This is a genomic window from Burkholderia sp. MR1-5-21, from assembly GCF_053427715.1.
In genome coordinates this window covers 136,013-157,031 of record NZ_JBSAXD010000012.1, presented here as the reverse complement: position 1 = coordinate 157,031, position 21,019 = coordinate 136,013, and the positions used below count along the sequence as shown (strand labels likewise).

Sequence of the window (21,019 nt, the reverse complement as noted above, 5' to 3'; positions counted from 1 at the left end):
GGTCAGCCCTTCATCGACCCGGTCCGCACGAAGCGCTCGTGCCATGACAGCGCCTCGCCGAGCAGGTGCGGCGTCTGCTTGCCGAAGCTCTCGCGGCACGCGCGCTCGAAGTAATCCTCGAGCATCGGCCGGAAGTCCGGATGCGCGCAGGTCGAGATGATCTTGCGCGCGCGCTGCTTCGGCGACAGGCCGCGCAGGTCCGCGAGGCCCTGCTCGGTGACGACCACCGCGACGTCGTGCTCGGTGTGGTCGACGTGGCTCGCCATCGGCACGATCCGCGAGATCGCGCCGCCCTTTGCGGTGCTCGCCGACATGAAGCACGACAGGTAGCCGTTGCGCGCGAAGTCGCCCGAGCCGCCGATGCCGTTCTGGATCTTCGTGCCCATCACGTGCGTCGAGTTCACGTTGCCGTAGATGTCGGCCTCGATCATCCCGTTCATCGCGATGCAGCCGAGCCGGCGCACGAGCTCCGGATGGTTGCTGATCTCCTGCGGGCGCAGCAGGATCTTCTCGCGGAACATCGCGATTTCATCCGCGAAGCGCTTGACGGCGTCGGGGCTCAGCGACAGCGCGGTCGCCGATGCGAAGCTCAGCGTGCCGTCCGCGAGCAGGTCGAGCATGCCGTCCTGGATCACCTCGGTGTACGCGGTCAGGTTCGAGAACCCGGCCGAGCTCAGTTCGGCGAGCACCGCGTTCGTGATGTTGCCGACACCCGACTGCAGCGGCAGCAGGTTTTCCGGCAGGCGGCCGCGCTTCACCTCGTGGCGCAGGAAATCGATCAGTTGCAGCGCGATCTGCTTCGACGTCTCGTCCGGCGCGGAGAACGCATTGCTGCGGTCCGGCGCGTCGGTCTCGACGATCGCGACGATCTTCTCCGCCGGGCAGCGCAGGTACGGCTCGCCGATGCGGTCGTCGCTTTTCGTCAGCGGAATCGGCTTGCGGTGCGGCGGCAGCGCGGTGCCGTAATAGACGTCGTGCATCCCGTCGAGGCCGAGCGGCTGGCGCGAATTGACTTCGAGGATCACGTGCTTCGCCTGCTCGAGCCACGTCTTGTTGTTGCCGACCGACGCGGACGGGATCAGCAGCCCGTCCTCGCGGATGCCCGCGACTTCGACGATCGCGACGTCGAGCTCGCCGAACAGCCCGAACCACGCGTATTGCGCGACGTGGCTCAGGTGGATGTCCTGGTATTCGACCTCGCCGGCGTTGATCTTGTCGCGCAGCGTCGGGTCGGACTGGTACGGCAGGCGCATCGAGATGCCGTCCGTGCGGGCGAGCGCGCCATCGAGCTCAGGCGCGGTGGACGCGCCCGTCAGCACGTTGATGCGGAAATCTTCGCCCCGCGCGTGGGCGGCCTCGATGTGCCTGGCGAGTGCGGCCGGCACCGCTTTCGGGTAGCCCGAGCCGGTGAAGCCGCTCATCGCGACGGTCATGTCGGGACGGATCAGCGCGGCCGCTTCGTCGGCGGTACGGACGAGCGAACGCAGGGCGGGAGCAAGGATGCGTGATGAAGACATGGCAGAAGTTCGAACGCTTTTGGTCTGTCGTTGACGCCGCGGGGGGTGTCTCCTGAGCGGCGTGGAACCCTTGGGGCCGCGATCGGCGGCCGGCACCACAGGTACGACTGGAGTATCGCAGAGGCCGCAGCGGCGAAAATGTCCGCCGGATGCAAAAGACCCTTCCTGAATTTGCCGGATATCGAACGGCCGTTCTGTGACAGGCGGTGCGGAATCGGCCGTGCCGCCGCATACGCCTTGCACAAGCGCCCCGAGAGAACGAAACTGGATTGTGTCGTGCTTGTGTCGGGCTTGCGCCGCGCCGCGCCGTTCCTTGCCGCCGCCGGACGCGGTCGGGCAAGCCGCAATAGCACCCGAAAATGACAGGAGATTGAGCGGAAAAGAGCAGCAAATTACAATTCCGTATATATTTCGCCGATGGACCAAAGAAAAACCACCACACGTTCCGAGCCACCCCTACCGCGCACCTGGGATGCACGGCTTGCGCGCTCGCTTGTCCGCCCGCTCGTCGACACCCCCGTCACCCCGAATCACCTCACCACGGTCCGCCTGCTGATCGGCCTCGCCGGCGCCTGGTGCCTCGCGCACGGCGGCTTCGGCTGGAGCAACGTGGGCGCCTTTCTGATCGTCGTGTCGAACTTCGTCGACCACACCGACGGCGAACTCGCGCGCATCAGCGGCAAATCCAGCAAGATCGGCCATTTTTACGATCTCGCGGCGGACGCGGTCGTCACGATCGCGCTGTTCGTCAGCATGGGCGTCGGCATCGTCGCGCAGGGCGGCCAGATGGCCGCGCCGCCGGTGCTGCTCGGCGCGCTCGCCGGCGCGGCGGTCGCGCTGATCTTCTACCTGCGGATGCGCATCGAGTCGTTCGCCGGCAAGGTCGGCACGAAGCAGGCGTTCGCCGGCGGCTTCGAGACCGAGGACGTGCTCTACCTGCTGCCGCTCGTGACCCTCGCGGACGGCGTCGAGCCGTTCCTGCTCGCGGCGTCGATCGGCGCGCCGCTGTTCGCCGCATGGGTCGTGATCGACTGGTGGCGCATCGTGAAGCGCGGCAGCCTGCCGCGGAATCCAACCGAAATCCAGGCAACCAAATAAATGACGCCCAGCACACGCGACGATTCCGTGCTGAACCCGGCACGCCCCGCGCCCCGGCACGCAGCGGCGGCGGCCAGCCCCGACCGCACCGTGGCCGACCGCGTCGGCCAGCTCGACATCGGCCGCCTGCGCGACGACTACGCGCGCCAGGGTTCGTTCCTGTACCTCGACACGTTCCTGCCGCCCGACGCGCACGCGAAGCTCGCGGACGCCGCGCGCGCGCTGCTGGCCGACCTCAACCGCAATTACCTGCCCGGCCACAAGCAGGGTGGCAGCGTGAGCCGCCACACGATCGACGCGAAGGCGCCGTACATCGCCGAGCTGTACCGCTCGAAGGCGCTGATCGGCTTCCTCGAGAAGCTGACCGGCGATACGCTGCTGCTGTCGCCGGAAGACGATCCGCATGCGTACGCGCTGTATTACTACACGAAGCCCGGCGACCATATCGGCTGGCACTACGACACGTCGTACTACGACGGCCGCCGCTACACGCTGCTGATCGGCGTGATCGACGATTCGTCCTGCCGTCTCGACTACGAGCTGCACACGCGCAACCCCGACGTACCCGACGAACCGGGCACGGTGCAGATCGCCGACGGCGGCATCGTGCTGTTCGACGGCGACAAGCTGCGCCACCGCGTGACGCCGCTCGGCCAGGACGAGATGCGCGTGTCGCTCACGTTCGAGTACGTGACCGACCCCGGCATGCGGCCGTGGAAGCGCTTCATCTCGAACATGAAGGACGCGATCGCGTACTTCGGTTTCCGCCAGGTGTTCAAGCAACTGGCGCCACGACGCACGAAGGCGCCATGACACGCGCCGGCATGATCCTGCTGTCCCTCGGGACGGCACTGTTCGTTGCACTCCTTGCCTGGCAAGGGGTGGGCGCGGTCGCGTCGACGTTGCTCGCGGCCGGCTGGGGGCTCGCGCTCGTCGCGGCGTTCCACGTCGTGCCGCTCGTGATCGACGCGGCGGCCATCTCCGTGATGTTCCGCCGCGGCCAGCCCGGCGCCGAGCTCGGCAATGCGCTGCGCGCGCGCTGGGTCGGCGAATCGGTGAACAGCCTGCTGCCCGCCGGCCAGATCGGCGGGCCCGTGCTGATGGTGCGCCACCTCGCGCAGCGCGGCATGCGGATGGCCGACGCCGCCGCGGCGATCACCGTCAGCACGACGATGCAGGCCCTCGCGCAGATGGCGTTCGCGCTGATCGGCATCGCCGCGTTCAGCGTGTACGCGACACACGATTCGATCCAGCATCTGCGCACGCCGGCACTGATCGCGACCGGCGTGCTCGGCGGCTGCGCGGTGCTGTTCTATGCCGCGCAGCGGCGCGGGCTGTTCGGCCGCGGCCTGCGCGTTGCGTCGAAGCTGCTCGGCCCGCGCGACTGGTCGTCGCTCGCGACGCGCGCGGACGCGATCGACGACGCGGTCGGCACGCTGTACCGCGACCGCGGCAAGGTCGCGGCGACCTTCGCGCTGAGCCTCGTCGGCTGGATCGTCGGCACCGCGGAAGTCTGGCTTGCGCTGCACTTCCTCGGCCATCCGGTGAGCTGGCTCGACGCGCTGCTGCTCGAAAGCGTCGGCCAGGCGATCCGCGGCGCCGCCTTCGCGATCCCGGGCTCGCTCGGCGCGCAGGAAGGCGGCTACCTGCTGCTCGCGCCGCTCGTCGGCCTGCCGCCCGACGCGGCGCTCGCGCTTTCGCTCGCGAAGCGCGCGCGCGAACTCGCGCTCGGCCTCCCCGGCCTGCTCTACCTGCATTTCAGTGAAAGAAACTGGCAGCGGCGCCGTGCGCCGCAGCCCCTCGCCGACTGACCGGTCACGAACCGGTCCGTCTGACTTTTGGTTGGAGAACACATGCGAGCCATCATTCTTGCGGCAGGCCTCGGCTTGCGCCTGCAACAGCCTCCCGAAGCGCAATTCCCGAAGTGTCTGCTGCGCTTCGACGACACCTCGCTGCTCGAGCGCCACTTTCGCGTGCTCGACGCCGCGGGCGTCGACGAGATCGTGCTGGCGCTGGGCTTCGAGGCCGACAAGGTCGAGGAAGAGCTGAAGCGCCTCGGCCGCCGCGCGGAGATCGTGCTGAACGAGCGCTACGATCTCGGCAGCGTGCTGACCGTGCATACGGTCGCCGACGCGATGACGCGCGGCGGCGACGTGCTGCTGATGGACGCCGATGTGCTGTACGACGACAGCATCCTGCATGCGCTGGTGGCCGACCCCGGCCAGCCGGTCGACCGGCTGCTGATCGACCGCGATTTCGAGGCCGGCGACGAGCCCGTCAAGCTGTGCCTGAAGGACGGCGTGCCGGTCGAGCTGCGCAAGCAGCTCGCGGTCGATCTCGCCTACGACACGATCGGTGAATCGGTTGGCTTCTTCCGCTTCACCGAAGGCACCGCGCGCCGCCTCGCGACGATCGTCGCGGGCTACGTCGACAGCGGCCGCGCGAACATGCCGCACGAGGAGGCGGTTCGCGACCTGCTGCTCGAAGGCGGCCATGCGTTCGACGTGGCCGACGTGACGGGCGCGCCGTGGATCGAGATCGACTTCCCGAACGACGTCGCACGCGCCGCGCAGGACGTCCTGCCGCTGATTCAGCGCACGACCGTGGGAGCCGCACGATGAACGCACGTGAACCCAACTTCACCGAATCGCGCAGCGCCCGCCTGCGCCGGATGCTCGTCAGCAGCGACCTCGAATTCCTGATGGAAGCGCACAACGGGCTGTCCGCGCGGATCGTCCGCGAGGCCGGCTTCAAGGGAATCTGGGCGTCGGGCCTCGCGATCTCCGCGCAGTTTGGCGTGCGCGACAACAACGAGGCGAGCTGGACCCAGGTCGTCGACGTGCTCGAATTCATGGCCGACGCGAGCGACCTGCCGATCCTGCTCGACGGCGACACGGGCTACGGCAACTTCAACAACGTGCGCCGCCTCGTGAAGAAGCTCGAGCAGCGCGGCATCGCCGGCGTGTGCATCGAAGACAAGCAGTTCCCGAAAACGAACAGCTTCATCGACGGCGAGCGCCAGCCGCTCGCCGAGATCGACGAGTTCTGCGGCAAGATCAAGGCCGGCAAGGATTCGCAGAGCGATCCGGACTTCTCGATCGTCGCGCGCGTCGAGGCACTGATCGCCGGCTGGGGGATGGACGAGGCGCTGCGCCGCGCGAACGCGTACGCGGAAGCCGGCGCCGACGCGATCCTGATCCACAGCAAGCTGTCGCGCCCGGACGAGATCCTGCAGTTCGCACGCGAATGGAGCGGCAAGGCGCCGCTCGTGATCGTGCCGACCAAGTACTACAGCACGCCGACCGACGTGTTTCGCCAGGCCGGCATCAGCACCGTGATCTGGGCGAACCACCTGATCCGCGCGTCGGCATCCGCGATGCAGGCGGTCGCACGCGAGATCCACGACAGCGAGACGCTGATCAACGTCGAGGATCGCGTCGCGTCGGTCAACGAGATCTTCCGCCTGCAGGACGCCGACGAATATTCGGCGGCCGAGCGGATCTACCTGTCGTCGTCGTCGCGCGCGTCGAACGCCGCGATCGTGCTCGCCGCGAGCCGCGGCAAGGGCCTCGAGGCCGTCACCGAAGACAAGCCGAAGGTGATGCTGCCGGTTGCCGGCAAGCCGCTGCTGCGCTGGCTCGTCGACGGCTTCAAGAAGCACGGCGTGAACGACATCACCGTGGTCGGCGGCTATCGCGCGGACGCGATCGACACGTCGGGCATCAAGCTCGTCGTCAACGAGCGCCATGCGCAGACGGGCGAGCTCGCATCGCTCGCGTGCGCGGCCGGGCGCCTGACCGGCGACACCGTGATCTCGTACGGCGACCTGCTGTTCCGCAGCTACATCCTGCGCGACCTCGCGGAAAGCGAGGCGGAGTTCAGCGTCGTCGTCGATTCGTCGCAGACGCAGCCGTCGAACCAGAGCGTGCGCGACTTCGCATTCTGCTCGACCGATGACGACCGCGGCCTGTTCGGCCAGAAGGTACTGCTCGAGCGCGTGTCGAGCGACGCTGCCGAAGGCAAGCCGCACGGCCGCTGGATCGGCCTGCTGAACGTGCGCGGCGCGGGCGTGGCGCGCCTGAAGGCGATGCTCGCGACGCTGCAGGCGCGCGACGATTTCGACACGCTCGACATCCCGTCCCTGCTCAACGAACTGATCGCCGCCGGCGAGAAGATCGAGGTGCAGTACGTGCACGGCCACTGGCGCGGTGTCAACGACCTGGAAGACTTCCGCCGCGCGGGCGACTTCGCGCACGGCCAGACGCCGCTGTCGGAACAGAACGCCGGCAACGGAGGCGTGCAATGATCGAAGCGGCCCAGTTTGTCGAGGCCGCCCGCGCGCGCGGCTTCGACTGGTATGCGGGCGTGCCCTGCTCGTACCTGACGCCGTTCATCAACTACGTGCTGCAGGATCCGACGCTGCACTACCTGTCGGCCGCGAACGAAGGCGACGCGGTCGCGCTGATCGCGGGCGCGACGCTCGGCGGCAAGCGCGGGATCGCGATGATGCAGAACTCGGGGCTCGGCAATGCGGTGAGCCCGCTCACGTCGCTCACGTGGACGTTCCGCCTGCCGCAGCTGCTGATCGTCACGTGGCGCGGCCAGCCGGGCGTGCCCGACGAGCCGCAGCACGCGCTGATGGGCCCGATCACGCCCGCGATGCTCGACACGATGGAGATCCCGTGGGAGACCTTCCCGACCGATCCCGAGCAGGTCGGCCCGGCGCTCGACCGCGCGATCGCGCACATGGATGCGACCGGCCGCCCGTACGCGCTCGTGATGCAGAAAGGCAGCGTCGCACCGTATGAGCTCAAGGCGAACCCGGCTGCGAAGCCGCGCGCGCATGTCGCCGCGCAGTCGTCGTCGCACGCTGAATCGGCCGACGCATGGCCGACCCGCCACGACGCGCTGCAGCGCGTGATCGCGCACACGCCGGTCGATTCGACCGTCGTGCTTGCGTCGACGGGCTTCTGCGGCCGCGAGCTGTATGCGCTCGACGACCGCCCGAACCAGCTGTACATGGTCGGCTCGATGGGTTGCGTGACGCCGCTCGCGCTCGGTCTCGCGCTCGCGCGACCCGACCTCCACGTCGTCGCGGTCGACGGCGACGGCGCCGCGCTGATGCGGATGGGCGCGTTCGCGACGCTCGGCGCCTACGGTCCCGCGAACCTCACGCACGTGCTGCTCGACAACGGCGCGCACGAATCGACGGGCGGCCAGGCGACCGTGTCGCAGCACGTGTCGTTCGCCGGCGTCGCCGCCGCGTGCGGCTACGCGTCGGCGGTCGAAGGCGACACGCTCGACGTGCTCGATGCCGCCCTCTCCCGGTCGCCGCGCGCGAACGGCGCGCAGTTCGTGCGGCTCGCGATCCGCACCGGCGTGCCAGACGGCCTGCCGCGCCCGACCGTGACGCCGGTCGAGGTCAAGACCCGCCTGATGCGGCACCTCGGCGCCGCACCGACTGAAGTTGAAGGAGCCCATTGATGCTGCTGCTGAACCCCGGCCCGGTGACGCTGACTGAACGCGTGCGCCAGAGCCTGCTGCAACCCGACCTGTGCCATCGCGAAAGCGAGTTCTTCGACCTGCAGGACGAAGCCCGCGCGCGCCTCGTCGCCGCGTACGAGCTCGATCCGGCCGAATGGACCGCCGTGCTGATGACGGGCTCGGGCACCGCCGCGGTCGAAAGCATGATCGCGGCGCTCGTGCCGCAGGACGGCAAGCTGCTCGTGATCGAGAACGGCGTCTACGGCGAGCGCATCACGCAGATCGCGACGCAATACGGGATTGCCCATGACGTGCTGAAGCACGAGTGGATGGTCCCGCCCGATCTCGCGCAGATCGCCGCGCGACTCGATGCGGGCGGCTACTCGCACGTCGCGGTGATTCATCACGAAACGACGACCGGCCGCCTGAACGATCTCGGCGCGATCGCGGACGTGTGCCGCGCGCGCGGCGTGAAGCTGCTCGTCGACGGCGTCAGCAGCTTCGGCGCGGAAGCGATCGATTTCGCCGGCGGGAACATCGATGCGGTGGCCGCGACCGCGAACAAGTGCCTGCACGGCGTGCCGGGCGCGGCGTTCGTGATCGTGCGCCGCAGCGCGCTCGCGAAGGCCGCGAGCCGCACGTACTATCTCGACCTCGGCCGCCTCGCGAAGCTGCAGGACCAGCGCAACACGCCGTTCACGCCGTCGGTGCATGCGTACTACGCGCTCGTCGAGGCGCTGCGCGAATTCGACGAAGCCGGCGGCTGGCGCGCGCGCCATGCGCGCTACAAGGCGCTCGCCGATCAGGCGCAAGCCGGCCTCGCCGCGCGCGGGATGCCGCTCGTGCTGCCGGAAGGCGCGTCGTCGGTCGTGCTGCGCGCGTACCGGCTGCCGCAGGGCGTCACGTACGAAACGCTGCACGACGGGCTGAAGGCGCGCGGCTTCGTGATCTATGCGGGGCAAGGCGGGCTGTCGAAGGAGCTGTTCCGGATCTCGACGATGGGCGCGATCGAAGCGGCGGATGTCGAGCGCTTGCTGAACGGGTTCAGCGAATTGACGCGGTGAGCGTCGAAGCACCTGTCTGCATGAACATGAAAAGGCCCGCAAGGGCCTTTTTTTCATCTGGTGGGTCGGCTGCCTGCGCGACGCAACCGCCCGGTTCCTCAGAGCAGTTGCGCGTCGTTACGACATGACCTCCCGGTCTACCGGACCGAACACCGCCCTGTCACTCACCTTCCGACAGCCCGTTGTACGCGTCCATTACACGTCCGGAATACGCGAGCGCCGCCCCGGCGTTCATCGCGACTGCGACGCCAAGTGCCTCCGTCAGCTCGGCTTTCGACACACCCAGCTCGATCGCCTTCTTCACGTGATTCGCGATGCAGCTATCGCATCGGGTCGTGACGGCAACGGCCAGCGCAATCAGTTCGCGCGTCTTCGCATCCAGGTTGCCGGTTTCGGCGCCCGCCTGATGCAGCATCCGATAGCCGTCGATCGTCAAAGGACTCAGTTCCTTGATGTCCTTCATGCTTTGCCCGATCTTCGGCAAAAATTGTCGCCAGTTTTTCAGCATGAAACGTGTCTCCCCAATCAAGTCAGTCAACCAGGTCACTGGAGCCGCAACGCGGCCAAGGGCGCCGAGCGACACCCCGAAAGCCTCAGCGCCGCCCGCTCACCGCAAATCATCAGATGATACGCAGGAACCAGCCGGCCAGACTAGCGGGTAGTGACGACGCAAAACCGCAACGCTCATGGAACCCGGGCATCCATCACCCGGCCGATTCCGACATGAACCCCTTCGCGACAGGCCACCTCCCCGACAAGCCCGATGTAGACATTTTGTTCTAGACAATTTATTCTACATTCCGTCGCTTCCCCCATTGAGGTTCCGTGATGGCCAAGACTGCCCGTCCGCCCAAACCCACCGCGGCGGAACTCGATCTCCTGCGCGTTCTGTGGCCGCTCGGTCCCGCCACCGTCAAACAGGTTCATCAGGCCATGCAGGCCGAGCGTCCCGATATCACGTACGCCGTCGTGTTGCGCCAGATGCAGATCATGCATTCGAAAGGACTCCTGACGCGTGACGAGAGCGAACGCTCGCATGTCTACGCGCCGGCCCAAAGCCAGAACACGCTGCAGACCAGCCTGTTGAAGGAATTGATCAACAAGGCGTTCTCCGGATCGGGCAAGGCGCTCGTGCTGGCCGCATTGCGCGGGCACGTCACGAAGGAGGAGCGCGCCGAGATCCGCAAGCTCCTGCACGGAGAGGATCGTTGAGCGTCCTTTCCGGCGTTCTCGTTCAGGCCATCGGATGGGCACTCCTGCACTTCGTCTGGAAAGGCGCATTGATCGGCGTCGCAACGGCGCTATCGCTCAGGCTGTTGCACGATGCCAGTCCGCAGAGCCGCTATGCGCTGCTCTGCCTGTCGCTCCTCTCATGCGTCGGCGTCCCGTTGCTCGACGCCTATCAGACCATCGACGTCGCAGCGCAGGCCTCCGGTTCATTCAGCATGCCTGTCGTCATGGATATCCTGATTGCGGGCCAGCGCGCACCGTCCGACGCACAGCACCTGATGCCGTGGCTGGTTGCCGCATGGCTGCTGGGCGTGACCGTCATGTCGTGCCGCCTCGCGGCCGGCCTGCTCTGGGTGCGCCGGATCAGCCGTACGGGTTCCGAACGGGCGGACGCCGCCGGATGGCAGGCCTGCGTGTCCCGGCTGGCAGCGCGTTGCGGCATCTCAGGCAAGGTCACGTTGCGCGTGGCGACGGATCTTTCCAGCCCGCTGACGGTAGGCTGGTGGCGGCCGCTGGTTCTGGTTCCGGCTGCGTTGCTGACCGGGATGCCGCCGGATCTGCTTGAAGCGTTGCTCGCGCACGAAGTCGCGCACATCAAGCGCGTCGATTATCTGGTCAACCTGCTGCAACGCGTGATCGAAGCCTTGCTCTTCTATCACCCGGCAGTGTGGTGGCTGTCGCGGCGCATGCGCATCGAACGGGAGCATATCGCCGATCAACTGGCCGCAAAGACCATCGACGATCCCCGGCGTCTTGCCCTCGCACTCGAGCGCCTGAGCGATCTTCAGTCAGTCGGTGACGCGTGCGCGCCCGTTGCGCAATGGGCGAAGGGCGGCGACTTGCTGGATCGGATCAAACGGCTGTGCCAGCCTGCCCGGCGGCCGCTGAACCGGATGCCGCACGTCCCGGCCATCGCACTCGGCGTCGTCGCGCTTTGCGTGGCGACCCACGTGGTCCGGTCCGCGCCGACCGGCGCGGCTCTCGCGTCGCAACGGGAAGCCGGTGTTGCGGCGAATGAAGACCTTCGCGTACGCGTCGGGCGGGTCAACTCGAACCACGTCGTGGTGGTCGACGACGACTCCGGAACGGTCCTGTTCCAGAAGCGTCCCGACGACGTCGTGCCGATCGCGTCGTTGACCAAGCTGATGACGGCGATGGTCGTGCTCGATACGCGGCCCGACATGAACCGGGCCATCCGTATCGATCAGGCCGACGCCGAAGCACTGCAGCACAGCCGAACCGGATTGCCTGCCGGCGCGAGCTTGCCGCTTCGCGACGTGTTGCAGCTTGCACTGATGTCGTCCAACAACAGCGCCGCATCCGCGCTCGCACACCACTATCCCGGCGGCCTGCCGGCGTTCCGGCGCGCAGTGCGCACGAAGATTGCCGCGCTGGGCCTGAAGCGCACGACGCTCGATGACCCGACCGGCCTGTCGTCGCGCAACACGTCGACGGCAAGCGATGTCGCGGTGATGGTGAACGCGGCGGCGCACTACCCGGCGATTGCGCGGGCCACCACCGATTCCAGCAGCATCGTCCGGATCAACGGCCGGCCGGTCGAGTACCGGAACACCAATCCGCTCGTCGGGCAGCAAGGCTGGGACATTGCGCTATCGAAGACGGGCTTCAGCAGCGCGGCCGGACGCTGCCTGATCATGCGGCTGCGCTCCGTCGAGAAGAGCGTCACGGTGGTGTTGCTGGACGCCGATCCGGCCACATTCCCCACACGCGACGCGACCAACCTCCGCCGCGTTCTGCTGACCGGCAAGCTGGCCTGACGCCGGACGGCTTGCGTCGTCCGTTACCCGTACCCGAAAACCAAACCCAAGGACCCTTCTGTGACTCACTCGATCACGCGTCGAAACCTGATCATCGGATTGCCCTTCCTCGTCGGCATGGGCGCTGCGCCCACGCTGCGCGCGGCCGAATCGCCGCTCGCCGACATCGAACGCCGCAATGGCGGGCGCCTCGGCGTGTTTGCCGTCGATACGGGTTCGGGGCGTACGCTCAGCCACCGCGCCGACGAACGCTTCCTGATGTGCAGCACGTTCAAGGGGTTACTCGCGGCGCAGGTGCTCGCGCGCGTCGATGCCGGCGACGAGCAGCTGGACCGCCTGGTGCGCTATACGGAGAAAGACCTCACCTTCACGTCTCCCGTGACCAAGGCCAACGTCGCGCGTGGAGCGATGTCGGTGGAGGCGCTCTGCGATGCGATGCTGGAATACAGCGACAACGGGGCCGCCATTCTGTTGATGAGAAGCGCCGGCGGCCCTGCAGGATTGACCCGGTTCGTGCGCGGGCTTGGCGATACCATGACCCGATCGGACCGGTACGAACCCGACTCGAACAACGATGACGGCGTGCTCGACACGACGACTCCGCGAGCCATCGCGACAGTCGCCCGCAGCATGCTGCTGGGCAACGTGCTGAGCCCGGCGTCTCGCGAACGGCTGGAACGCGGGATGATCGACTGCAAGCCCGGACTTAACCGGCTGCGCGCCGTATTGCCCGCCGGCTGGCAGGCGGCAGACCGGCCCGGAACGAGCGTGCAACGCGCAACCAACGACTACGCACTCGTGCGTCCGCCCGGCCGCGCGCCGTTGCTCGTCGCCACGTACTACGATGCGCCGGGCGTCAGCATGGATGCGCGCGAGGCCGTGTTGCGCGAGGCCGGAACGGCGTTCGTGAAATGGGCGACGGACGTCGCATGACGAGCGCCGACATCCGCAACCGGAGGATCGACCTGATCCGGGGAATCTCGATCCTCCTCGTGCTGTTTCACCACTTCAATATCGCGTACCGGCTGGACGACACGTCGCTCGCACGCGCGTTCGGATGGGAAGCCGTGCACGCCGTCGCCCGAAACGGCAACTACGGCGTGACGATGTTCTTCGTCATCTCGGGCTATCTGATCACCACGCACGCCGACCGGCGCTGGTCCGGGCTCGGCAACATCGACGCCCGGGCGTTCTACGGCTTGCGTGTCGCGCGCATCGTCCCGTGCCTGCTCCTGCTGCTGGTCGCCGTCAATGCGCTCGCGGCAGCCGGTATCGCGATCTTCCAGAATCACGCGCCGGCCGGCACGCCCGTTTCCTTCTGGCTGGTGAATCTCGCATCCCTGACCTTCTGGATGAATGTGCTCATCGGCGCGCACGGGTGGATCAACTATCCGCTGGGCGTGCTGTGGTCCCTTTCGGTCGAGGAGGTGTTTTACCTGTCGTTCCCGTTGCTTTGCCTTGTGCTTCGGCAGGAGTCACGGCTGCTGGTGTTCTGGTCCGCGCTCATTGTCGTCGGCCCTGTGTACCGGTTCGTCCATCAAGACGACGAAGGCGACTTTCTCTATGCGTACTTCGCGTGCTTCGATGCGATCGCGATCGGGTGCTGCACGGCGTTGCTCGCGAAGCGGATCGCGTGGCGCGGCCGCACGCGAACCGTGCTGCCCTTGCTTGCGGCCGCCGCGATGACGTTCGTCTATCTGTATCGGCCGATCGGGGACAGCAATGTGCTGGGCGTCACGGCAATGGCCCTCGGAACGGCGGCCCTGCTGCTGGCCGCGCATGACCGTCCGGCCGAGCCCCTGTTTCGACGCACACACGTATCGGCGTTGTTCGAATGGTTCGGCAGACTGAGCTACGAGCTCTATCTGTTCCACCTCATCGTGCTCGGCCTGTCGCGCACGATCTTTCCTCGGCCGGACGTGGCGGGAGACGAGAAGCTGGCGCTCCTGGCCGGCTATCTGCTGCTTTGCGCCGGGTTGAGCGCGGCGATCGCGCGACGCTATTCGGAGCCGTTGAATCGCAACTTGCGACAATGGCTGGTTCCGCGGCTTTCCACGTCGGGAAACGGACGCGCGAAGCCCCCGCGCCGCGAGTGGGACCGGGACGGATCGAAAGCCCCCGATCCCGAAGCGTGACAGGGATGCTGGCGAACCGGCGCGCGCCGTCTGTGCGTCCGGTTCCGGTCACGGGGTGGCCGCTGCAATCGCGACCTCGAATATCGGGTTGCGGCCGGACGCGAGCCTCATCGTTGCACGGCTCGCGTGCGTGACGTCACTGTGATCGACCGCCAGCCCCGCTCTACTCGGCCACTTTCGCGCCAATGCACTCGGACGCCGACGGCATCAGCCGCGCGTCGTTCCGCGACGACCGCTCCATGCGCACCGCATAGCGATCCTTGAGCCGCAGGAACGGCTTCTCGATGAAGAAGTAACTGGCCGTCGCGGCCGCCAGCGCCCACAGAATGCCGAGCGGAAAATCATGCTCGATTGGCAGGTGCGGATTGGCAAACGGCTGTTGCCACAGATAAAGGCTGAATGAAATCGTGCCGACAAATACCAGCGGTTTCATTCTCAGCAATCGCGCGCACCAGAAATCGCTGCGGAAATTCAGCACGACGATCACGATGCCGATCAACGCGGCTTCGAGCGTGACGCCGTAAGTCGCATTCCAGAGCCCGCCGAGTTTCGACTCGGCCACCGGCATCACGAACAGCACCACGCCGATGATCGCCGTCACGATGCGGGACTCGCCGGGCCACGACCGGATCCACGCGTCCAGCCGCTCCTGGTTGAGCGCGGCGAAACAGCCGATCAGGATCGGATCGATGCCCGTATGGAACATCATGCCGAGCTGGCCGCGCAGGGCCGGCGCGACGAAGTAGGTGCCGGCCCGCACCAGCGGCACGATCAGGATCAGCGCCGCGAGCCAGCGTGTGCCGAAGCGGCGGACGGGGTAAAGGAACAGCAGCGGCCAGAACCAGTAGAACTGCTCTTCGAGCGCAAGCGACCAGAAATGGCCGAGATACCACGCGCCGTCGGCATGCAGCGCATTGTCGGGCGTCAGCCCGAACCATGCGGAGTAGTTCCACAAATGCAGCGCCGCATACAGCCACTGGCGGCGGTCGACGTCGATCCACCCCGCCGCGGCCAGGATTGCGACCGCCGCGAGATAGACGTAGCACGCCGGCCAGATCCGCAACGCGCGCCGGACATAGAACGGCGTCAGCGCGATGTCGCCCGTGCGCTTCAGCTCGGCTTGCAGCACGTTGGTGATCAGGAAGCCGCTGAGAACGAAGAAGATCAGCACGCCGAGCCGGCCGTCTGCAATCAGGCGCAGCGGCACGAGCCAGCCTGTGTAGCCACCGGGAACCACGTGCTCGGCATGCCCGACGACGACCATCGCCACCGCGACGGCGCGCAACCCGGTAAGCTGCATCACGCGATGTTTCATGGACTGGTTTCCGTCGGAATGGCGAGTAGCCGGGTTATTGATTGGTGTTTCCGAATGGCGTGCCGAATGCCGCCATTAGTCTCCACAAAAAATATCGAAATGAAATTGCCAAAAAAATCCGCCGCGAATTCGAGCGGTGAATTTCCGTAGGCAGCGGCCGGCATGTATTACCCCGATTCGGGCGGCATAATGACGGCTTGCCTCCGGCCGCGAACGGCCCGGCGCCATCGCGCCGGCAGCCGCGCGATCCCGCTTCCCGTGTGGATCGCGTGCGACGCGCCCGGCCGGAATCCTGTCGACCTGTCAATCCGGGAAACGTCATGTACCCACCGATCGAACCCTACGCGCACGGCTATCTCGACACCGGCGACGGCCACCAGGTGTACTGGGAGCGCTGCGGCAACCCTGCCGGCAAGCCGGCCGTGTTCCTGCACGGCGGCCCGGGTGGCGGCTGCAGCCCCGAGCATCGCCGCCTGTTCGACCCCGAGCGCTACGACATCCTGCTGTTCGACCAGCGCGGCTGCGGCCGCTCGACGCCGTACGCGAGCCTCGACAACAACACGACCTGGGATCTCGTCGCCGACATCGAGCGGCTGCGCGAGATGGTCGGCGCCGAGCAGTGGCTGGTGTTCGGCGGCTCGTGGGGCAGCGCCCTGTCGCTCGCCTATGCGGAAACGCACCCGGACCGCGTGAGCGCGCTGATCGTGCGCGGCATCTTCACGCTGCGCCGCGCGGAACTGCTGTGGTACTACCAGGAGGGCGCGTCGTGGCTGTTTCCCGATCTGTGGGATGAATTCCTCGCGCCGATTCCGGAGAACGAGCGCGGCGACCTGATGGCCGCGTACCATCGCCGCCTGACGGGTGACGACGAAGCCGCGAAGCTCGAAGCCGCGCGCGCGTGGAGCCGGTGGGAAGGCCGCACGATCACGCTGCTGCCCGACGCGGCGCTCGCGGAACACTTCGGCGACGGGCATTTCGCGCTCGCGTTCGCGCGGATCGAAAACCACTATTTCGTCAACGAAGGCTTCGTCGACGAAGGCCAGCTGCTGCGCGACGCGCATCGGCTCGCCGGGATTCCCGGCGTGATCGTCCAGGGACGCTACGACGTCGCAACGCCCGCCCGCACCGCGTGGGACCTGTCGAAAGCCTGGCCGAACGCGACGCTCGAGATCGTGCCGGATGCCGGGCATGCGTATAACGAGCCGGGGATTCTGAAAGCGCTGATCGCGGCGACGGACCGGTTCGCGGCGTAGCGCCGGCGGATATGCGCGCAATGATGCGGGGCCTCGGATCCCGGCGCAACACGGGGTCACGCATTCGCCTCTCATCCGGGCCCTCGTCGGTATACAGGCAAAGTGCCAATATTCTGGCTTTCCGCGCACGAAAAAGCTGCAATATTGGCGATGCCAGCCTGCGACGCTCCGGTACCGCCCCGCCCGCCGAACCCTTCTCGATCGGTGAAGCCGACAGGCGCGATTGCCCCGTTATGCGTCGCCGCCCGCCTCTTCCAGCGGCTCCACCGTCACCCCGACCTTCAGCTCCTGATCGGCTCCGCCGCCGCGAATCACGCCGCGCAGCGGCGTGACATCCGCGTAGTCGCGCCCGATCGACAGCATCACGTAGTCGTCGCCCGGCGCGCGGTCGTTGGTCGGGTCGAGCTGCAGCCAGCCGCCGTCCTCCGGCCACGCCGGGTCGTACACCTCGACCCACGCATGCGACGCGTCCGCGCCGATCAGGCGCGGCTGCCCCGGCGGCGGCTGCGTCAGCAGGTAGCCGCTCACGTAGCGCGCCGCCAGCCCGAGCGAGCGCAGCGCGCCGATCATCACGTGCGCGAAGTCCTGGCAGACCCCCTTGCGCAACGCCAGCGCATCGAGCGCCGTGGTCGAGATGTCGGTGCTGTTCGGCGTATACGCGAATTCCGCATGGATCCGCCGCATCAGCTCCCACGCGGCTTGCACGAGCGGCCGGCCGGGCGTGAAGCTGGCCGCCGCATACGCGGCCAGCTCCGGCGCACACGCGACGTGCGGCGACGCGAACACGAATTCGCTCGCCGCGTCGTACGGCTGCCCCGCATGAAAACGGAAGCGCTCGCGCACCGCTTCCCACGCACTCGCGTGAGCGGCATCCGGCTGCGCGATCGCGGGCGGCGGCGCGCCGCGCACGCCGGCCGACCAGACGGGCTGCGCCACGCGCACGACGCTCTGGCTGCGCACGAACAGCGCGTCGTGCGGCTGGTTCAGCGCGAACGATGCGCGCGCGTTGCCGAACGCGTCGGTCTCCGTGCAGACTTTTTCCGGCGCGGGCGCGATCTCGAGCGCGAACGACAGCACCTGCTGGCGCGGCGTCGAAAGCGGCGTCAGGCGTGCCTGGTGCTGCGCGGATTCGACCCGCGCCGCGTAGCGGTATTCGGTGTCGTGCGTGACGCGCAACAGCCGGCCCGCTGCAGCGGCGGTCGATGTCGCCGACCTCGCCGATGCAGCCTTGTCCGGCGAATTCGGCCCATCCGGAGCCTCCTCCTTACGCCGCGCGCCGGCGGCCGGCGGCGCCTTCGCCGCGGACTTCGTCGTCACCATAGCGTCCTGCCCGCCTCGCGCACGTGGCTGAAATAGCGTTCGCCGATCCGGTTCGACAGTTCCCACACGGCCTTCACCGTCGTCTGCAGCCGGTCGAGCAGCAAGGCGTGGCGGCCGTCGTCGCCGGTTTCGCACAGCTCGTGCAGCGACCAGCCCGGCACATCGGGAATCACGTCGGCCAATTCGGACAACGCATAGCCTTCGCTGCGCTCGACCTTGGTCAAACGTCCGCCCATCGCCTGCACGACCCACGCGAGCGAGCGCGGATTGTCGGTGTCGAGCACGACGAGCGACAGCAACGGCGCGACGTCGAAGCAGCGCTGGTAGCGCGAACGGAACGTGATCGCGCTGTCGAACAGTTCGAGCACCAGCTCGAAGCCGTCCTGCTTGTGCACCGCGCCCTCCTCGAACGCGAACCGCAGCACGCTGCACAGAAAATCCAGCCGGTCGATCTGCCTGCCGATCGACAGCAGCCGCCAGCCGTCGTCGCGCGTCATGTTGTCGGTCTGCGCGCCGGTGATCGCGCCGAGCAGCAGCCCGAGCCGTTCGAGCAGCTGCAGCGCTTCGTTGCCGAGCTGCTCCTCCGTTTCGGGATGGCCGGCGCTGTCTACAAACAGCTGCGTCGCGTCGTCGATCAGCCGCCATTGCTCGCGCGACAGACGCTCGCGGATCGCGGCCGCCGCGCCGCGCATCCCGAACAGGCACGACGCGATGCCCGACGCGCGATCCGCGCCACGCGTCAGCGATGCGGCAAGCGCAAGCTGGAATGCGCGCGGCGCATCGACCGCGCTCGGCATATCGGCCGCAATCAACCCCGTGTCGCGACACAGCGTGTCGAGCAGCTCCAGATGCGCCGGACTGTCCGCATCGTCCTCGCCGCGCAGCCGCTCGAGCGCCGCGCGCGCGAGCCGCATCAGGTTGGTCGCGCGCTCGGTGTAGCGGCCGAGCCAGAACAGGTTCTCCGCCGCGCGGCTCGCGATCGCGCGCGGGCGCGCGGTCAGGTCGTCGGGGCCGAGGTGGGTCTGCAGCAGCGTCGTCTGATCGACGAAGCCTTCCGTCATCACCCACGTATCGACGGTGCTTCCACCGCGCGGCATCGGCGCGTTGAACAGCACGTCGCGCGTGCCGACCCGCGACAGTCCGCCCGGCAGCACGCGCCAGCGCGCCTCGCCATCGGCCAGCGCAAACACGCGCAGCAGCAGCGGCTTCGGCACGATCCGGGCGCCGCCGTTGCCGTAGCGCTGGCCGTGGCCGTTCTCGTTGCCGTTCGGCTCGCCCCCGCCCGGCCAAGTCGGCGCCTGCGACAGCGGCAGATCGGCCTGCACCGTGTAATGCGCGGGCTGCGCAAGAATCCGCGCACGCCATTCGGCGAGCTGCGCGTGCGTGAGCCGCGCGCCGATCACCGGCTCGAAGCCGCCGCCCGCCTGCACGTCCGGCGGGAAAGCCGGCTTCACGATGCAGCGCGCGAGCTGCGGCAGCGCGTCGTTGCATGCGGCCGCCTCGCCGCACCACCACGAATGCACGGCCGGCAGCGTCAGCGTTTCGCCGAGCAGGCTTTCCGCGAGACGCGGCAGGAAGCCGAGCATGCCCGGCGATTCGAGGAAGCCCGAACCCGGCGCATTCGCGAGCAGCACGTTGCCCGCGCGCACGGCCTGCAGCAGCCCCGGCACGCCGAGCAGCGAATCGGGCCGCAATTCGAGCGGATCGAGCCATGCGTCGTCGACGCGCCGCAGGATCCCGTGCACGGGCTCGAGCCCGCGCAATGTCTTCAGGAACACGCGGTTGTCGCGCGCGGTCAGGTCGCCGCCTTCGACCAGCGTCAGGCCGAGGTAGCGCGCGAGATACGCATGCTCGAAATACGTCGCGCTGTGCGGCCCCGGCGTCAGCAGCACGATCCGCGAGTTCTTCCGCGCCGGGCTCAGCGCCTGCATGCTCTGCAGCAGCGCGCGGTAGCTCGCCGCGAGCCGCTGCACACGCAGCCCGCGGAAGCCGCGCGGAAACAGGCGCGACACGATCAGGCGGTTTTCCAGCAGGTAGCCGAGCCCGGACGGGCCCTGCGTGTGATGCGCGATCATCCGCCATTGGCCGTCGGGCCCGCGCGCGAGGTCGAACGCGACGACGTGCAGCCACGTATCGCCCGGCACCCGCGCGCCGCGCATCGCGCGCATATAGCCCGGATGTCCGGTGACAAGCGCGGGCGGCAAGAGCCCGCGCTGCAGGATCGTCTGCGGCCCGTACAGGTCCGCCATCATCATGTTCAGCAGCCGCACGCGCTGCAGCACGCCGCGCTCGATCGCCGCCCAGTCCTGCGGCGTGACGATCAGCGGCAGCAGGTCCAGCGACCACGGGCCCGTCGCGCCGTCGCCGGCGCGCTGCTCGTGCAGCTGGTAGAACAGGCCGTTCTCGCGCATGCGCCGCTGCAGCGCGTCCGCGCGGCGGTCGAGATCGGCGACGCCGTCGCTGCCGATCGCCGTGAAGAAGTCGCGCCACGCGGGCGCCAGCGATGGCGCCTGCAGGCCCGCCGCGCTGCCGCGCAGTTCGTCGTAGCGGCCGGCGGCCGCCGGCGCGGCGAGCGCGGCGGCCAGCTCGGCGGCGTCCGGCTGCGATCCGGTATCGAAGAGCGTAGGCATCGCGTCGGTGGCGGCGAGATCGTCGGGGTGGATGGGCGGCACGGTGTCGGTCCGTCGTGAGTCAGCGGGCGGTCGCGCGTGCGCGCCGCCCTTCATGTGCGCGGCGCACGGCCGCAAACAGCCGGCATCCTAACATTCCGGTCGGGCCGGGACGGGCTGGGCGGTGACAGGCCGTGGCTCGACAAGCCGTGCCGC

General features: G+C 68.0%; 17 protein-coding genes. 12 read left to right on the top strand and 5 right to left on the bottom strand.

Annotated features, from left to right (window positions below):
- Positions 1 to 2: 2 nt before the first annotated feature.
- On the bottom strand, positions 3 to 1,517 hold the full coding sequence (locus ACV229_RS18255) for an acetyl-CoA hydrolase/transferase family protein (RefSeq protein WP_448084511.1): 1,515 nt from the start codon (positions 1,515 to 1,517) through the stop codon (positions 3 to 5).
- Positions 1,518 to 1,934: 417 nt separating this feature from the next.
- On the opposite strand from ACV229_RS18255, the gene ACV229_RS18250 reads away from it, so the two are divergent.
- Genes ACV229_RS18250 through ACV229_RS18220 form a run of 7 tightly spaced genes read left to right on the top strand, consistent with a single transcriptional unit; the run spans position 1,935 to position 9,163 of the window.
- Positions 1,935 to 2,615: a CDP-alcohol phosphatidyltransferase family protein gene (locus ACV229_RS18250; RefSeq protein ID WP_448084510.1), complete on the top strand. Its 681-nt coding sequence runs from the start codon at positions 1,935 to 1,937 to the stop codon at positions 2,613 to 2,615.
- Positions 2,616 to 3,428: a HalD/BesD family halogenase gene (locus ACV229_RS18245; protein ID WP_448084509.1), complete on the top strand. Its 813-nt coding sequence runs from the start codon at positions 2,616 to 2,618 to the stop codon at positions 3,426 to 3,428.
- Positions 3,425 to 4,426 (top strand): HpnL family protein, encoded by a 1,002-nt coding sequence (locus ACV229_RS18240; protein WP_448084508.1) that lies wholly within the window; start codon positions 3,425 to 3,427, stop codon positions 4,424 to 4,426. The genes ACV229_RS18245 and ACV229_RS18240 overlap by 4 nt, the downstream gene beginning before the upstream one ends.
- A gap of 42 nt (positions 4,427 to 4,468) precedes the next feature.
- A complete protein-coding gene (locus ACV229_RS18235; protein ID WP_448084507.1) occupies positions 4,469 to 5,236 on the top strand; it encodes a phosphocholine cytidylyltransferase family protein in 768 nt (255 codons plus the stop codon).
- Positions 5,233 to 6,921, top strand: coding sequence for a phosphoenolpyruvate mutase (gene aepX, locus ACV229_RS18230; protein ID WP_448084506.1), 1,689 nt, complete (start codon positions 5,233 to 5,235; stop codon positions 6,919 to 6,921). Before ACV229_RS18235 ends, aepX begins: the two co-directional genes overlap by 4 nt.
- Positions 6,918 to 8,099 (top strand): phosphonopyruvate decarboxylase, encoded by a 1,182-nt coding sequence (aepY, locus tag ACV229_RS18225; RefSeq protein WP_448084505.1) that lies wholly within the window; start codon positions 6,918 to 6,920, stop codon positions 8,097 to 8,099. Before aepX ends, aepY begins: the two co-directional genes overlap by 4 nt.
- Entirely contained in the window at positions 8,099 to 9,163 is a 1,065-nt protein-coding gene (locus ACV229_RS18220; RefSeq protein WP_448084504.1) for a 2-aminoethylphosphonate aminotransferase, read from the top strand. Before aepY ends, ACV229_RS18220 begins: the two co-directional genes overlap by 1 nt.
- A 160-nt stretch (positions 9,164 to 9,323) precedes the next feature.
- On the opposite strand, the gene ACV229_RS18215 is transcribed toward ACV229_RS18220, so the two are convergent.
- Positions 9,324 to 9,668, bottom strand: a complete 345-nt coding sequence (locus ACV229_RS18215; protein ID WP_448076889.1) for a carboxymuconolactone decarboxylase family protein — start codon at positions 9,666 to 9,668, stop codon at positions 9,324 to 9,326.
- A gap of 323 nt (positions 9,669 to 9,991) precedes the next feature.
- Here ACV229_RS18215 and ACV229_RS18210 point away from each other — a divergent pair, with 323 nt between their 5' ends.
- The 4 genes from ACV229_RS18210 to ACV229_RS18195 are packed head-to-tail and all read left to right on the top strand — an operon-like array spanning position 9,992 to position 14,306.
- Positions 9,992 to 10,375 (top strand): BlaI/MecI/CopY family transcriptional regulator, encoded by a 384-nt coding sequence (locus ACV229_RS18210; protein ID WP_448084503.1) that lies wholly within the window; start codon positions 9,992 to 9,994, stop codon positions 10,373 to 10,375.
- Positions 10,372 to 12,171 (top strand): M56 family metallopeptidase, encoded by a 1,800-nt coding sequence (locus ACV229_RS18205; RefSeq protein WP_448084502.1) that lies wholly within the window; start codon positions 10,372 to 10,374, stop codon positions 12,169 to 12,171. Before ACV229_RS18210 ends, ACV229_RS18205 begins: the two co-directional genes overlap by 4 nt.
- Positions 12,172 to 12,231: 60 nt before the next feature.
- Positions 12,232 to 13,104 carry a class A beta-lactamase gene (gene bla, locus ACV229_RS18200; protein ID WP_448084501.1) on the top strand — a complete coding sequence of 291 codons (873 nt, stop codon included), beginning with the start codon at positions 12,232 to 12,234 and terminating at the stop codon, positions 13,102 to 13,104.
- Positions 13,101 to 14,306, top strand: a complete 1,206-nt coding sequence (locus ACV229_RS18195; RefSeq protein ID WP_448084500.1) for an acyltransferase family protein — start codon at positions 13,101 to 13,103, stop codon at positions 14,304 to 14,306. Before bla ends, ACV229_RS18195 begins: the two co-directional genes overlap by 4 nt.
- Before the next feature lie 163 nt (positions 14,307 to 14,469).
- On the opposite strand, the gene ACV229_RS18190 is transcribed toward ACV229_RS18195, so the two are convergent.
- The gene (locus tag ACV229_RS18190; protein ID WP_448084499.1) at positions 14,470 to 15,621 is read right to left on the bottom strand and encodes an acyltransferase family protein; all 1,152 of its coding nucleotides are present in this window, start codon (positions 15,619 to 15,621) and stop codon (positions 14,470 to 14,472) included.
- Positions 15,622 to 15,941: 320 nt separating this feature from the next.
- Here ACV229_RS18190 and pip point away from each other — a divergent pair, with 320 nt between their 5' ends.
- Positions 15,942 to 16,874, top strand: a complete 933-nt coding sequence (gene pip, locus ACV229_RS18185) for a prolyl aminopeptidase (protein WP_448084498.1) — start codon at positions 15,942 to 15,944, stop codon at positions 16,872 to 16,874.
- 231 nt (positions 16,875 to 17,105) lie between these two features.
- Here the strand turns inward: pip and ACV229_RS18180 are convergent, their stop codons facing one another.
- Positions 17,106 to 18,194 carry a transglutaminase family protein gene (locus ACV229_RS18180; protein WP_448084497.1) on the bottom strand — a complete coding sequence of 363 codons (1,089 nt, stop codon included), beginning with the start codon at positions 18,192 to 18,194 and terminating at the stop codon, positions 17,106 to 17,108.
- The gene (locus ACV229_RS18175; protein WP_448084583.1) at positions 18,188 to 20,824 is read right to left on the bottom strand and encodes a circularly permuted type 2 ATP-grasp protein; all 2,637 of its coding nucleotides are present in this window, start codon (positions 20,822 to 20,824) and stop codon (positions 18,188 to 18,190) included. The genes ACV229_RS18180 and ACV229_RS18175 overlap by 7 nt, the downstream gene beginning before the upstream one ends.
- Between the last annotated feature and the right edge of the window lie 195 nt (positions 20,825 to 21,019).

Bases quoted from the DNA above. Each gene is read 5' to 3' on its own strand.
- ACV229_RS18255 (WP_448084511.1), bottom strand. From the start codon at position 1,517: ATGTCTTCATCACGCATCCTTGCTCCCGCCCTGCGTTCGCTCGTCCGT.
- ACV229_RS18250 (WP_448084510.1), top strand. From the start codon at position 1,935: ATGGACCAAAGAAAAACCACCACACGTTCCGAGCCACCCCTACCGCGC.
- ACV229_RS18245 (WP_448084509.1), top strand. From the start codon at position 2,616: ATGACGCCCAGCACACGCGACGATTCCGTGCTGAACCCGGCACGCCCC.
- ACV229_RS18240 (WP_448084508.1), top strand. From the start codon at position 3,425: ATGACACGCGCCGGCATGATCCTGCTGTCCCTCGGGACGGCACTGTTC.
- ACV229_RS18235 (WP_448084507.1), top strand. From the start codon at position 4,469: ATGCGAGCCATCATTCTTGCGGCAGGCCTCGGCTTGCGCCTGCAACAG.
- aepX (WP_448084506.1), top strand. From the start codon at position 5,233: ATGAACGCACGTGAACCCAACTTCACCGAATCGCGCAGCGCCCGCCTG.
- aepY (WP_448084505.1), top strand. From the start codon at position 6,918: ATGATCGAAGCGGCCCAGTTTGTCGAGGCCGCCCGCGCGCGCGGCTTC.
- ACV229_RS18220 (WP_448084504.1), top strand. From the start codon at position 8,099: ATGCTGCTGCTGAACCCCGGCCCGGTGACGCTGACTGAACGCGTGCGC.
- ACV229_RS18210 (WP_448084503.1), top strand. From the start codon at position 9,992: ATGGCCAAGACTGCCCGTCCGCCCAAACCCACCGCGGCGGAACTCGAT.
- ACV229_RS18195 (WP_448084500.1), top strand. From the start codon at position 13,101: ATGACGAGCGCCGACATCCGCAACCGGAGGATCGACCTGATCCGGGGA.
- ACV229_RS18190 (WP_448084499.1), bottom strand. From the start codon at position 15,621: ATGAAACATCGCGTGATGCAGCTTACCGGGTTGCGCGCCGTCGCGGTG.
- pip (WP_448084498.1), top strand. From the start codon at position 15,942: ATGTACCCACCGATCGAACCCTACGCGCACGGCTATCTCGACACCGGC.
- ACV229_RS18180 (WP_448084497.1), bottom strand. From the start codon at position 18,194: ATGGTGACGACGAAGTCCGCGGCGAAGGCGCCGCCGGCCGCCGGCGCG.
- ACV229_RS18175 (WP_448084583.1), bottom strand. From the start codon at position 20,824: ATGCCTACGCTCTTCGATACCGGATCGCAGCCGGACGCCGCCGAGCTG.